This window comes from Bradyrhizobium sp. RD5-C2 (assembly GCF_019972155.1).
Classification (GTDB): domain Bacteria; phylum Pseudomonadota; class Alphaproteobacteria; order Rhizobiales; family Xanthobacteraceae; genus Bradyrhizobium.
This window is the reverse complement of sequence record NZ_BOVL01000024.1, coordinates 1-14,253: the sequence shown is the minus strand read 5'-3', so window position 1 is coordinate 14,253 and position 14,253 is coordinate 1. Positions and strand designations below refer to the sequence as shown.

7 protein-coding genes are annotated in these 14,253 nt (G+C 61.3%); 5 read left to right on the top strand and 2 right to left on the bottom strand.

Annotated features, from left to right (window positions below):
- Positions 1-60 precede the first annotated feature (60 nt).
- Genes BraRD5C2_RS30970 through BraRD5C2_RS30960 form a run of 3 tightly spaced genes read left to right on the top strand, consistent with a single transcriptional unit; the run spans position 61 to position 3,150 of the window.
- Positions 61-1,773 (top strand): DUF3300 domain-containing protein, encoded by a 1,713-nt coding sequence (locus BraRD5C2_RS30970; protein WP_223975009.1) that lies wholly within the window; start codon positions 61-63, stop codon positions 1,771-1,773.
- Positions 1,770-2,702: a DUF2950 domain-containing protein gene (locus BraRD5C2_RS30965; RefSeq protein ID WP_223975005.1), complete on the top strand. Its 933-nt coding sequence runs from the start codon at positions 1,770-1,772 to the stop codon at positions 2,700-2,702. The genes BraRD5C2_RS30970 and BraRD5C2_RS30965 overlap by 4 nt, the downstream gene beginning before the upstream one ends.
- 16 nt (positions 2,703-2,718) lie before the next feature.
- Positions 2,719-3,150, top strand: a complete 432-nt coding sequence (locus BraRD5C2_RS30960; RefSeq protein WP_223975004.1) for a hypothetical protein — start codon at positions 2,719-2,721, stop codon at positions 3,148-3,150.
- 92 nt (positions 3,151-3,242) lie between these two features.
- Here BraRD5C2_RS30960 and BraRD5C2_RS30955 read toward each other — a convergent pair whose 3' ends face one another.
- Together BraRD5C2_RS30955 and BraRD5C2_RS30950 are read right to left on the bottom strand one after the other, a co-directional pair.
- Positions 3,243-3,791: a hypothetical protein gene (locus BraRD5C2_RS30955; RefSeq protein WP_223975003.1), complete on the bottom strand. Its 549-nt coding sequence runs from the start codon at positions 3,789-3,791 to the stop codon at positions 3,243-3,245.
- Positions 3,792-3,876: 85 nt separating this feature from the next.
- Positions 3,877-9,528 (bottom strand): glycosyltransferase, encoded by a 5,652-nt coding sequence (locus BraRD5C2_RS30950; RefSeq protein WP_223975222.1) that lies wholly within the window; start codon positions 9,526-9,528, stop codon positions 3,877-3,879.
- A gap of 525 nt (positions 9,529-10,053) precedes the next feature.
- On the opposite strand from BraRD5C2_RS30950, the gene BraRD5C2_RS30945 reads away from it, so the two are divergent.
- Both BraRD5C2_RS30945 and BraRD5C2_RS30940 read left to right on the top strand, forming a co-directional pair.
- A complete protein-coding gene (locus tag BraRD5C2_RS30945; RefSeq protein WP_223975002.1) occupies positions 10,054-10,461 on the top strand; it encodes a hypothetical protein in 408 nt (135 codons plus the stop codon).
- 94 nt (positions 10,462-10,555) lie between these two features.
- The coding region (locus BraRD5C2_RS30940; protein ID WP_223975220.1) for a DUF4347 domain-containing protein at positions 10,556-14,253 on the top strand (3,698 nt) is incomplete at its 3' end.

The following is a 14,253-nucleotide window of genomic DNA, read 5'->3' as shown; positions in this document are numbered from 1 at the left end:
TCAAGGGGAGGACGTGGCTGTGGCGGATGCTGCCGACCGTCGGTGTCGATGGAGGTCGCGATGGTCCGTTGGGGCAAGACTCTGCTTGTGGTTGCGCTGGTGTCGGTGACATCAGCTGCCGGATTCGCGCAGACTGCTGACAAACCGCCAGCTCCGGCCAGCCAGCCGGCCGCGGCAACAGCGCAGCCGGCGGATCAGCTCTTGAAGCCGGAGCAGTTGGAAGCCCTGGTGGCGCCGATCGCGCTTTATCCGGACTCGCTGCTGGCCAATGTGCTGGCGGCCTCGACCTATCCGCTCGAAGTCGTGCAAGCCGATCGCTGGCTGAAGGAACGCAAGAGCCTGAAGGGCGACGCGCTGAAAGCCGAGGTCGACAAGCAGGCCTGGGATGACAGCGTGAAGGCACTCGCGAGTACCGCCGACGTGCTCTCGATGATGAGCGACAAAATCGACTGGACGAAGAATCTGGGTGACGCCGTGCTGGCCCAACAGGCCGACGTCATGGATGCGATCCAGCGGCTGCGCAGCAAGGCGCAGGCGAACAACAAGCTGGTGACGACCAAGCAGCAGAAAGTCAGCGTCCAGACCCAGGAGAACAAGCAGGTTATCGTCGTCGAGCAGACCGATCCGGACACGGTCTACGTACCCTATTACGATCCCGCCACGGTCTACGGCGCGTGGCCCTATGCTGAATACCCGCCGTATTATTTCGGCTATCCGTCCTATATCGGCGCAGGTGTGATCGCGACCGGCCTTGCCTTCGGCGCCGGATGGGCGATCGGACGGTGGGGCAATTATTGGGGCGGCGGCTGCAACTGGGGCAATCGCAACGTCTATGTGAACCATTTCAACAGAACCAACAATATCGCGAACGGCTGGCAGCACAATTCCGCGCATCGCGGGGGCGTGCGCTACAACAACAGCAGCGTCCAGCAGCGCTTCGGCGGCAACAACAATCGTGCCGGCGTCAGCGACCGGATGAACTATCGCGGCCGCGACGGTCAGCAGGTTCTCAACCCGGGCGGCGATCGCGCGGGTGGCGCAGATCGGGCAGGAGACCGGGCAGGAGACCGCGGCGGCGATCGCGCCGGAGACCGTGCGGGTGATCGCGCTGGGGATCGTGGAGGTGACCGCGCCGGAGATCGCACGAAAGGCGGTGACCGTGCGAGTGCGGCCGATCGTGCCAAGGGTGGCGACCGCGCCGGTGCCGGCAACAAGGCCAAGGGCGGCGGCGATCGCGCAAAGGCCGCCAACCGCGGCAGCACCGGTAACCGCGCCGCGGCGGCTAATCGCGGTGGCGGTGGCAGTCGTGGCGGCGCCATGAACGTGTCGTCCGGACGGGCAGCCGCGGCGGCATCGGCGCGCGGGCGATCGAGCATGGCCAGCATGCCGCGCGGCGGCGGCGCAAGCTTCGCCGGTCGCGGTGGCGGCGGAGGCGGCGGAGGTGGCGTCCGAGGTGGCGGAGGAGGTGGCGGGTTCCGCGGTGGTGGCGGCGGTGGACGGCGTTCCGACATCGCGCTCAAGCACGACATCGAACTGCTTGGGTATCTCGCCAACGGCATCGGCTATTATCGCTTCAGCTATCTCGGCAGCAACAAGGCCTATGTCGGCGTGATGGCGCAGGAAGTCGAGCGAGTGATGCCGGCGGCGGTGACACGCGGCGCCGATGGCTATCTCAGGGTCTATTACGACAGGCTCGGCCTCAAGTTCCGCAGCTACCACGACTGGCTTGCCGCCGGTGCGAAGATTCCATCCTCGTCGGAGGCATCACGATGACAGGCACTTCGTACTTGCGATTGGATCGCCTGGCTTGGATCGGCATCGCGGCGGCAGCAGCATTCGCCTTGCTCCTCTCTCCGGTTCGCGCCCAGCAGGGCTTCCCCAATCCGGAGGACGCGGCGTCCGCGCTGGCAACCGCCGTCAAAACCGGCACGAGCCGGGCCATGCTGAAGGTGCTGGGCCGCGATGCTGCTGATATCATCGAGTCCGGCGACGATGTCGCCGACGCAAATGCGCGAGAGCGCTTCCTGTCGGCCTACGACGCCAGGCATTCGATCAAGGCCGATGGCAACAAGAAGGCTACCCTGATTCTGGGGCCGGACGATTTCCCGTTCCCGATCCCCCTCGTCAACAACCAGGACGGCTGGAGTTTTGACGCGGCCGCGGGACGTCGCGAAGTCCTCTACCGCAGGATCGGCCGCAACGAGCTTGCTGCGATCCAGACCAGTCTCGCCTATGTCGACGCGCAGAATGAATATGCCGAGAAGGATCGCGGCGAGGGCGTCGGCACCTATGCCCAGCGCATCGTCAGCAGCCCAGGCAAGACCGACGGATTGTTCTGGCGCGACGACAAGGACCCGAGCCCGCTCGGTGAGCTGGCAGCACAGGCCGCGGCGGAAGGCTACAAGGTCGGCGAGCAGGCCGAGCCGTACCACGGATACTACTATCGGATCCTGAAAGCGCAGGGCTCCGATGCTCCGGGCGGTGCGCTGAACTATGTCGTGAAGGGCAAGATGATCGGCGGATTTGCACTGGTCGCCTGGCCCGCCGAGTACGGCAATTCCGGCGTCATGACCTTCCTGGTCAACCACGCCGGCACTGTCTACCAAAAGGACCTCGGTTCACGCACCGATTTCCTCGCCAAGCGCATGATCGCCTTCGATCCGGATCAGACCTGGAAGAAAGTCGACCCTACAAATCCTTGAGCGAAGAGGGGCTGCAATGATGCGAGGCATCCGTCCCGTCATACTGGCGCTTGTCGCGATGGTTCTGCTGGTTGCGCCGTGCTTTGCGCAGGCGACCGGCCACGTCCAAGTCAAGTTCGTGAAGGCGGCGCTCGTCGTGGGTGGCGGCGGCGGGAGCGGCACGCTCACCTACCGTGGGCGGCACCATCGGTTCATCGTGTCCGGCTTCAGCCTCGGCGTCAGCGCGGGCGCATCGGTGACGTGGCTGGAAGGCACCGCCTCCGGCATCAGGGAAGTCAACGATTTCGCCGGCAGCTATACGCTGGTCGGCGGAGGCGGCGCATGGGCCGCCGGCGTCGGCGGTGTGAGTATGCGAAATGAGCACGGCGTTCTGCTCATGCTCAAAGGGCCGAAAGCAGGCCTGGAGTTTGCGGCAAATCTGGGCGGGCTGACGATCTCACTGCAATGAAGTCAGGCTTCTTGCGTAGCGCCTGGCAATGGAGCTGCATGGTGCGCCTTTCCTGGCGAGCATCCAAGCGTCGAAACTGTGCCAGTGAAAATTCAATCCTCTACCAGCAGAGCTGACGGAAAGTAGGCGAGCAGTTTTCCGTCCGGCGGACCGTACTTCCAGAAGCCGGCAGCGCGGTGAAAGCCGTCGATCAATATCGGAAAGCTAAACGAGCGACCAAACGTAATCGGATCCGCGGGAAATTCATAGCTCGTTCCCCTGGGAAGTACGCTTCGAGGATCATCGAGATCGAGGCTCGTGGTTTCCATGTATTCCTCGAACGAAATGAAACGTCCCTCGCTTTCGGGATCCCACACATTTGGAGGCACGAACATCGAGCCTAATCGGGCCCGTCCGATCTCGACAACGTCGAACGAAATTACGCCGGTTAGAAATGCGAGCAGGACGGGCCTCGCGCACGCCGCGCCAAAGGCAAGTTCATATAGTTCGGCTTCAGAGAGCTGCTCGAATGATGTCCCACTCAATCGCTTTGCGGCGAGATGCGCCAGGTCAGAATAGTGCCGAGCGGCCGGAGAATCTGTCAACTCGCTGTAGCCCCACCGAGCTTGAACTTCCAACAAAGGGACGTTTTGCAGTGTCAAGACGTCTACTTTCTCTCGATCGAGAAATTGGGCTCGCTTTATCCAGGCCATTCCGGAAATTGCGTCAAGTTGATGGTACTCGCGACTATTTGGTGCTCAGCCGGTCGCTGACACCATCGTCACGCTGAACCACCAGGGGAGGGATGCAGACGTAGCTTTGCATCGTGGGATACGCCAGGTTCATGGCTCCATCGATCCCTTGGTCCTCATCGACGATCGGTGTTCCAGGAAACGGTACGAGCTGCTTCTTGAGCGGCAGCACGCTTCCCAGGAAGCGCCGCGCTCCGCGTGGGCTAATCGAGTATGCCTGTATTCCGTAGGCGTGCCTGAGCCGGTAGGGGCGATAAGTTGGTGGGCCGTCCGGAGTATCACTCCAGGAAAACGGTTCGCTTCGATCGTAGAACCGAAGCTCCGAGGCGGAAAATCCAAGATCGATCCAGAGATAAAGTGGATCGTAAATGAAACCCCACAAGATTATATCCCAATCGCTGGGCATCTGTGCCAGCACCGACAATCGGTGCTCATCGAATGCAGGATGACTAAGCGCGTCGTCCTCGAAAATCGTCAAAGGCTGGTCTTGAGACGCCGCCTTTTGCCAAAGGGTTATGTGAGAGAGCGCGCAACCCAAGGCTCCCGCACTGTAGTCAAGTCCGGGGGCAATGAGCCCCTCCCGTTCGAGCCGTGAGCGATCCAGCTTGCTGCCATCGATCGCTGAAACTCGCTCAACGTTGCTGAGTTTGGCGTTGCGAGATTTGAACTTATCCCAGCGGGCCGCGCTTCGGTCCAAATTGATGACCTGGATGTCATTCGTTGATTGCTTGTTTCCTTGCGCTGCTCGAGGTTGCGTGTTTGCCCCCTTCGCCAGCAGGAATGTACCCAAACCATCTGATACGATCGAGCGAGCCGCAGCCTCGGCGCCGACTGGATTTAGGTGAAAAGCGTCTTGAAAAATGTCAGTGCGGCCGGCTAATCGCGCTTCCAAATCGCACAAGATATGTTTTCCGGCACGAGCGGCCGCGCGAGTGGTTTCGTTGACCAACGCGCGGGTTCGGGCCACGGCTGGACCGATACGTTCGCCTCGCAGATGGGGAATGGTCGCAAACCAAAACTCGATGCCAAACGATCGCGCCGCGAGGGAAAAGAGATCGAGTAGCCGACGACGATCCGCGACGCTCGGTACGGAAAGCAAGTTTTGGTCGCGCCACGAGTTGTTCGTGTTGAGGTCGACGATCGGCTCGAGCCAACAATCGCGGCTCCAGAAACTGGCCTCAAGACCCGCGACATCCACATCCACAATTCCCGTCATCAGAATGACGACGTCCGGCTTGAGCGGTATGATCTTGTTGAGGAACAGATTCAGCATATGGAGAGTGGTCGCTCCGCTGTACCCTCCGTTTCTCACTATGACGTCCAGAGCACTCTCGCTACGCAGAATTGTCTCGAGCTTGGCGCAAAACCGGTCATCGGGGTCGAGATACATGCCCTCGACCACACTGTCGCCGAGAACGATCACAGTTCGAGCCGCCGTAGCCGGAGACTGTGACCCGCGAATGAAGCCGAGCGCGTCAGTCTCCATGAGATATGGCTTCCGGACGAGGGTGTGCTTTCGGCTTTCGACGTACTCATCTGAAGGCGTGTGCGACAAGGATACGTTCGCAGGATATTCCTTCAATCGTATCGTCCGTTTTCCATTGCTAGCCGGAACAGTCTCCTTGCTCTGTGTCTCCAGTGATAGTTTTGCCGCAAATTCTCCAGCAACCAGCGGCCGAATTGCCTCCCCATCGGACGCAAACGTCAACCATCCGTAAATCTCGCGAGTGTCCAACGTTTGCGAAATGCCCGCGCGACGCGCGCTATGGGAAAATATCACGTATTCATACCGACCCGAACCATCATCGTAGGTCAAATGCGGTATCGCGTCTGCGCGAACCAGATATGTGCAATGGACGACAGGTACCTCGTAGAGCCCTGGCGAGGAGCGGCCCAGGATGTTGTTGTATTCGTCGCTGGGTAGAAAATATCCGTTCGCGTCGATCTTCTGGTGATAATTTGAGTACAGCGGCCTGTCTTCGTCCACGCATTTGAGCAGCGGCGCTACGATCGGACGATTCAAATCTACGAGGCTTCGTAGGGTGGAGGGGCGCAGATAGTTGTCGACGTCGACCACGAGATAGTAGTCGCATCCCAGGACCAGAGTCCGGTTCATGCTGTGCTGACGGATCCGCCCTAGCACAGAAAAACGAGTAGCATTCCACTCGTGGTCGGCAAACTCCTCGACCCGTTCGGCTGCGTCGCTGTCGTCGAGTTCTACGTGCGAGTATCGCCGTCCAACCCGTTTGATCCAGTCCCGGAGAATGTTGGCGGTGTCATCTTGATTGTTGTTGGTTCGGACGTGAACCGCAATGCGATCCGGCGGATAGTCGAGCGCCTCAATGCATTCCAGGTACAACGGCAGATGGCCGGCTTTGCTCTTTGCGAGGATTGCTATCAGCACTTTGGGAAGAAGACGCGTTGCGCCGGGCTGCGGGGGTGCATCCGCAAGCCTGACCCTTTCGGAAATCCGGTCCTTTGCAAAACGCAGATTGTCCTCTACGCGTCTCTTCACACCCTCATCGATCGATGGAATTTGAAGGATGCGAAGGCAGGCGTCGATGCAGCCTTCATAATCGCCGGACCAATAGGCATTGACCGCGAATTCGTCGAGGAGCCCGAATTCATAAATCCACTCTTCGACGAATAGCGCTCCAATAGGGATCGGCAAATCGATGCCACCGCGAGCGATATCGGCCCCCTGCTTGTTGCGGCTCTTTGAACGGCAGTATCGGCTGGCACCGTGTAACGCTTCGGCCCTCAGGGGTTGAGCGTCGGTGGCCCGCTGGTAAGCCGCAATGACGTCGTCATCTGCGTGGGCAAGAGCCTCCTTGAGCCGTGCCGCGCTGTAGAGGGAAATGAATACCTCTTCCTGCCAGAAGCCCATTTCGGCACGAGCCAGGTAGTGGGGGAGTGCTTTCTCGGGTTCATTGCAGTCTCGATAGCTTTGGGCAAGATAGAACGTATAACGAGAGCGAAGAAACGCATCCGTCTCGCTCTGAAGGGCGCGTTCCAACAGCGCAGCGTCCTTACGGTACTTCTGAGGATCTTGGCTGCGCGCGCCCCCGCCGCCTATCTGGATCGCAAGGCCGGGAGCTGTCTCTCGACCAACAGCGTCGGCCGGCGCCTCGACGAATTCGTGGAGCACGCCCCGAAAATAGAACTCCTTTTTGTTGCTGCAAATGTGTGGTCGATAATGACGGATGCCGTTGTGGTTGATCGCCGCGTCATAGAGGTCTGCGGACATGCCAGACTTGAAGCCAGCAACGTCGAATCCCGGCTCGATGGTGAGTGCGTCGTCGGCGTCGATGATGAAGGCGTAGTCGACGTCCGGTCTGCGGCGAAGGCAAGCTAACGCGTGCGATCGGTTGTATGCGAAATCCCGCCACGGTTCGTCGACGACTTCACCCGCCAGCCCATTTCTGTCGAGCCACTGCCTTATGACCTCTTGCGTGCCGTCGGTTGATCCTGTGTCTTCGATCAGCACATAGTCGATCAATGGCCGAACGCTGTCGAGACAGCGGTCGATGACCGCGGCCTCGTTCTTGACGATCATGCATAAGCCGATCGACTTTCCGACTCGTTGCGGCAATCTAGGCTCCTTCGCCACGTGCTGTTCGCTTCTGGGCGTGTTCTCTGACGGCAGAGGAGGCGACACAGCCGAAGCCTTAGGCCGGGACGCCGGATCGCTCTCAAGTGTCGAGCGGACCTCGGTCGCATCGATCGAGGCGATCCAAGACTCGCTGTCGGCGACCCCGTAGGACACGAGTAGCCGACGGCCGTCTGGATGCCACGCCAGGCCAGCTGCAAATTCTACACCTTTGTCCTTGAAAAAGAACGGTCGGCTAAGCCGGCGCAGACGATTGTCGCGATCAAACCAGACAAAGCGATGCTGATAGAACCTTCGATCGTTCTGCCACTGAACTTCGTGGACGAGCGCGAGCCATCCATGGTCGAATTCGACGAGTGGCGTTCCGCCCCGAAACTGTTCGACGGCAAAGGCAGCATCACTCTCTGAGACAAGTTCACCCCTGTCGTTGACGATCTTGGTCGGGCCGCACGAGTAGACGAAACGCAGACTTGTGCCATTGGCTTGTGGCATCCAGTTCTTTTCGTGGAGTCGAGGACCCTCAGGACGAAGCACGCGCCAATCGGTGAGCCGGGTTTCCGAACTGCTTCGCTGTTCAATCCGGGCGATCAACTGTTCGCACCAGCCTTCGGCATTCAACTCGCGGACGCATGAACTGCCCCACAGCGAGCCATTCCAACTGAACAAACGGATATCCTCGAGTCCTTGCACTTCCTCGAACTGGGCTATTGGGAAGTCGGCGGGCGGCAAGATTTCGGCCGACGTTTGCACGCCGAGATTCGTGTCCAGCCGTAGCAGAAAGTTGCGGGTCCGAATGGGATCGCCGCTGTCGGTCTCATAGGTGCCATCTTCGAGCAGACGAAAATTCACTGCGCGCTGCACGAGGTAGAGGTCATCTCCATGACGCGAGACGGATGGGTTGGTTGGCCGATAGCCTGTAGGCACATCGTAATGCACCGGTTGTGCCGAAAACGATTCAAATAGCTGCTGCGCTGACTGTAGGTAAAAGAATAGATTTGCCCGCGCGAGCTCGCGTGGGTCGTCTGGAATTGCTCGGTTGAGCGCTAATCCGTTGCAGATTGAGTACCCACGGTCCCAGCGGGCAGCGTCCTGACTGTAATTCGCAGCGATCGAGAATTCCTCATGCAGGCCGGTCTGATAGACGTCGGTTTCGATGAAAAGGATGTCGCTCTCGGGAGCTGGTATGGAAAGTCCGAGCTCGGAAAAGTGGAGGCTCGTCTCATGTCTGCCGCGTTCCCGATAGTATCGTGCTAAATCGTAGAGGGGTTCGGCGCGTGTCGGCCGCTGCTTGAATGCCTCAAGCGCCTTGCTGACGAACGCGTCTTCATCGCCCATATCTCGCAGGCAACGCGCGTGCTGCAGCCGTGCCATCCACGCCTCTTCGTCCCAGCCTTCCATCTCGGCGCGCTTGGCAAAAGTTGCCGCGGATTTGGCATACTGGCCGGCATCTCGATACGACCACGCGAGATAAAACCAGTATCGGGCGTTGTCCGGCTCCCGCTCGAGTGCAGCTTCCAGCAGTCGTATATCCCGCTCCGATTTATCTCCGCGGTTCGCCCCGCTGGCGTGATCGATGTACCAGGCGCCGTGCAATTCAACGACATCTCCGGGGACGTCGATATATTCGTGCGTGACTCCAATATACCTTGAGCCGCTGTCACGCCGCACCAATCGCGTGTTCCAATAGCTCAATCCGCCCGACGCGCGTTGGAGGAGGCGATAGCCGGGACCGGCAAGGGATTGGCGGAATTTGGCGTCGTCGACAATGAACTCCATATCGGCGTCGTTGAACAGGACATAGTCGAAATCGAGCTTTGAAGCGCAGGCGCGATCGAGCGCTTCGTTCCGGGCCTGGCCGAAATCGTGGAAGGGAATCGTATGAATTTCACCCGGAAGATTGCGCCGGGCAAAGAATGTTCTGATGAAGTCCTGCGTGCCGTCGGACGAGCCAGTATCGCAGATGACCCAGCAAAAGATGTGATCAGCAACCGCCGACAGGCAGCGCTCGAGATTTGCCATCTCGTTCTTGACGATCATGTTCAAGCAAAGGCGCTTATTTTCTGCCACCGCCAAACTTTTTAGGTTGATGCAAGCAATTACAAAAAGCTCAAACTAGAAGAAGAGTTGATCGGTTCGACACGGCATGCGCCGGCCCTTTGGTTCCATTAACGGAAACAGCAAACAACGTAGCTGAAAATGTTCGGGCAGCAAATTCAGCAAGTTGCGCCGCCTGATGCGCAGTCAAATCGTTGTTAATGGAACCCGTTAACCGAAATAATTTGACATAACTCGCGCTCGATTTTGAATCTTCTTGCGCTATTTTTCTCGATCTGCTTATGCTTAAGCGATTATTAATTTCTGCGGTCCGTCTGCGCTTCAGGCGGGGGTATTTGGAATGACGTTCAATCTTGGAATGTGTTCGTTGGCTGTTTGCTGATGGCTTAGGTATGCGTAGCGGCTAACCACCCAAGGTTGAACCACTATTTCTAGTTGGATCGAGCGTCGGTTTCCGGGCGAAGGGGCTCCGGGCGTCGACCTCGTCCGTGCATTGGGTGGCGTCGCATGGTTAAGTCAGGTCGAGCCGGCAAGTCGTCGATTTCCCACAACTTCCCATCCATCGCACCTCCGATAACTGCGGCAGGCGTTGCCAGATACGCGGGAGTTCTCTCCGCGGGAATCATTAACGAGATTTTGGTCATCGGGAATTTGCCGCGCGGGCAGACGACCCAGAACGTCACCTATTTCATTGTCGACCGCAATACGAAGGCGATCGTATCGCAGGTCACGCTTCCCGACGCCTCGAACCATTTCAACGGCGTCGAGATCCGGCTCAAAGTGGCGCGCCTGTCCGGCGCTTACGACATCGGCACTTTTCAATCCGACGGCGAATTCCAGCCGGCCGAATTTCTGGCAGTCCGAAGTGACTTGGATACTCCGCCGTCAAGTGGAGTTGGTGCACGCGGCGCCTGAGCGGTTTTGCCAGGCGGCGTCTTTTTTTTGATTTCGGGCCGAGCGCCAAAAAGCGCGCGGCCCATCATTTGTTATTGATGAAGGGGCTAGGCCGATGGGTGGCAAGTCTGAGTCTGAGTTTCTTTTTGTCGATTCATTTGTTCCCGATCTCAGCACTCTGCTGGAAAACCTCCGGCCCGAAGTTCGGGCGCTGGTGCTCGATCACGGCAGGCCGGCCGCGCAGCAGATGGCCGAAGCGCTCGAGGGGATCGACGGGCTCGATGCGATCCACATCGTGGCGCATGGGGCGCCTGGCAAGGTTGCATTCACGGCGGGAGAGTGGTCACGCGAAACGATCGCGAACTACAAGGACGACCTGCGGGAGATTGGTCGATCTTTATCCATCGAAGGTAATTTAAGGCTTTGGAGTTGTGACACCTCCGCGGGGACCGTCGGCAAGAGATTTATCGAAGCGCTCGTCCAATTGACGGGTGCCGAAATCTTCGGTGCAACTGGAAAAGTAGGCGCTGAAAAGCTTGGAGGCGCGTGGGCTTTATCTACGGCTTCCCAACCTCCGCTAACCAGATCCGGGCAATTGGCTTACGGCGGCGCCTTAGCGGCAACCACAGAGCTCACAATAAGCGGAAGCCTAACAAAAGGATCGAATAGCTTCGACAACGATTCGAATGACGGCCCTGTCACAATTTACGTCGTCAATACAACTGACAATATCATTGTCGGCAGTTTCATCCTACCACTAGCTTCTTTTACCGGTAGTAATGAAAATTTCAGCGAGACCATCGTACTTCCGTCTAGTTCGAGTTCTTCAGACACCTACACCATCTACTTACAGGCGAACAACAGTGGCACAATCTCAACGCTTGCCACGATTACAAATGGGGTTGTTGCCAACACTGGTGTTACTCTAACTGGTACCAGTGGGACCCACACCAGCACCTACGCTGTAACTTCTGCTGGCACTGGCTTCAATTCCAATCAAGGTGCAACTGGTGCGACCGGCGCATCAGGCGCCACGGGTGCGACCGGCGCAACCGGTGCGACAGGCTCATCCGGCGCTACAGGTGCGACCGGAGCCACGGGCTCGACGGGCGCGACAGGCTCATCCGGTGCCACAGGTGCGACCGGCGCCACGGGCTCGACGGGCGCGACAGGCTCATCCGGTGCCACAGGTGCGACCGGAGCCACGGGCTCGACGGGCGCGACAGGATCAACCGGAACCACAGGTACGACTGGCGCATCGGGAGCTACGGGCGCGACAGGTTCATCCGGCGCCACAGGTTCGACCGGCGCTACGGGTGCGACTGGCGCGACAGGTTCATCCGGCTCCACAGGTGCGACTGGCGCAACGGGGGCGACAGGCTCATCCGGCGCCACAGGTGCGACCGGCGCCACGGGTGCGACGGGTGATACCGGCGCCACAGGATCGACCGGTGCAACGGGCGATACCGGCGCGACTGGAGCAACAGGCGCGACGGGCGACACTGGCGCAACTGGAGCCACAGGTTCGACCGGCGCCACGGGTGCGACGGGCGACACCGGTGCAACCGGAGCCACAGGATCGACCGGAGCAACAGGCGCGACGGGCGACACCGGCGCAACCGGTGCCACAGGATCGACAGGCTCCACGGGTGCGACGGGCGACACCGGCGCAACCGGCGCCACAGGTGCGACCGGCGCCACGGGTGCGACGGGCGACACCGGCGCAACCGGCGCCACAGGATCGACCGGCGCCACGGGTGCGACGGGCGACACCGGCGCGACTGGAGCCACAGGATCGACCGGCGCCACGGGTGCGACGGGCGACACCGGTGCAACCGGAGCCACAGGATCAACCGGAGCAACAGGCGCGACGGGCGACACCGGCGCAACCGGCGCCACAGGTGCGACCGGCTCCACGGGTGCGACGGGTGACACCGGCGCAACCGGCGCCACAGGTGCGACCGGCGCCACGGGTGCGACGGGTGACACCGGCGCAACCGGAGCCACAGGATCGACCGGAGCAACAGGCGCGACCGGAGATACCGGCGCGACTGGAGCCACAGGTTCGACCGGTGCCACGGGTGCGACGGGCGACACCGGCGCAACCGGAGCCACGGGTTCGACCGGCGCCACGGGTGCGACGGGTGACACCGGCGCAACCGGCGCCACAGGATTGACCGGAGCAACAGGCGCGACGGGTGACACCGGCGCAACAGGATCGACCGGAGCGACAGGAGCGACGGGCGACACCGGCGCTACAGGTTCGACCGGTGCGACAGGCGACACTGGTGCAACCGGAGCCACGGGTTCGACGGGCGCCACGGGTGCGACGGGAGCCACCGGCTCGACTGGCGCAACTGGAGCGACCGGTGATCCTGGCGCGACGGGTTCGACGGGAGCCACGGGCTCGACAGGAGCAACTGGTAATACGGGAGCAACCGGCTCGACGGGTTCGACAGGATCAACCGGAGCCACAGGTGCAACGGGCGCATCTGGAGCTACAGGTTCAACCGGTGCCACGGGCGCGACGGGTGCGACCGGCCGGACCGGTGCGACGGGTGCGACCGGACCGACAGGGCCTACGGGACCGACGGGTCCGCGCGGCAACACTGGTGCGACTGGTCGCACCGGTGCAACCGGTTCGACCGGCGCCACTGGGGCAACGGGTGCGACCGGGCGTACAGGCGCCACCGGCTCGACGGGGGCCACTGGTTCGACGGGCGCCACCGGCTCGACGGGAGCTACCGGCTCGACCGGAGCAACCGGCGCGACTGGGGCCACTGGTTCGACAGGCGCAACAGGTAACACTGGAGCAACCGGAGCCACAGGTGCGACCGGAGCTACGGGCTCGACGGGTGCGACCGGCTCGACTGGTGCGACCGGTGCAACCGGCGCGACTGGGGCTACTGGTTCGACAGGCGCGACGGGAGCAACAGGTAACACTGGAGCAACCGGAGCCACAGGTGCAACCGGAGCCACCGGCTCGACGGGAGCTACCGGCTCGACTGGTGCGACCGGATCGACCGGAGCAACCGGCGCGACTGGGGCCACTGGTTCGACAGGCGCGACGGGAGCAACAGGTAACACTGGAGCAACCGGAGCCACAGGTGCGACCGGAGCTACGGGCTCGACGGGTGCGACCGGCTCGACTGGTGCGACCGGATCGACCGGTGCAACCGGCGCGACTGGGGCCACTGGTTCGACAGGCGCAACGGGAGCAACAGGTGACACCGGAGCTTCGGGTGCCACCGGCGCGACCGGCGATCCTGGTGCGACTGGCGCGACGGGTTCGACCGGCGCAACCGGATCGACCGGGGTAACGGGAGCCACAGGTGCGACCGGAGCCACGGGCTCGACAGGTGCAACCGGAGCCACCGGCGCAACCGGCTCGACGGGTGCAACTGGTGCGTCCGGCTCGACGGGGGCCACGGGCGCGACGGGAGCAACAGGAGGCACTGGAGCAACCGGAGCCACAGGTGCGACCGGAGCCACGGGCTCGACGGGTGCAACCGGATCGACGGGTGCCACTGGCCGAACCGGAGCGACGGGTGCGACCGGACCAACAGGGCCTACGGGCCCGACGGGCCCGCGAGGCAACACTGGTGCAACCGGGCGCACCGGTGCGACCGGCGCAACAGGGGCGACGGGTTCTACAGGCGCCACCGGCTCGACAGGGGCGACTGGCCGAACCGGCTCGACCGGTGCAACTGGTGCAACCGGCTCGACGGGTGCCACGGGAGCCACCGGCTCGACGGGTGCAACTGGTGCGACCGGCTCGACCGGTGCAACGGGAGCCACCGGCTCGACGGGTGC

Coding starts and splice junctions, on each gene's coding strand:
- BraRD5C2_RS30960 (WP_223975004.1), top strand. CDS start 2,719: ATGATGCGAGGCATCCGTCCCGTCATACTGGCGCTTGTCGCGATGGTT.
- BraRD5C2_RS30945 (WP_223975002.1), top strand. CDS start 10,054: ATGGTTAAGTCAGGTCGAGCCGGCAAGTCGTCGATTTCCCACAACTTC.
- BraRD5C2_RS30965 (WP_223975005.1), top strand. CDS start 1,770: ATGACAGGCACTTCGTACTTGCGATTGGATCGCCTGGCTTGGATCGGC.
- BraRD5C2_RS30970 (WP_223975009.1), top strand. CDS start 61: ATGGTCCGTTGGGGCAAGACTCTGCTTGTGGTTGCGCTGGTGTCGGTG.
- BraRD5C2_RS30950 (WP_223975222.1), bottom strand. CDS start 9,528: ATGATCGTCAAGAACGAGATGGCAAATCTCGAGCGCTGCCTGTCGGCG.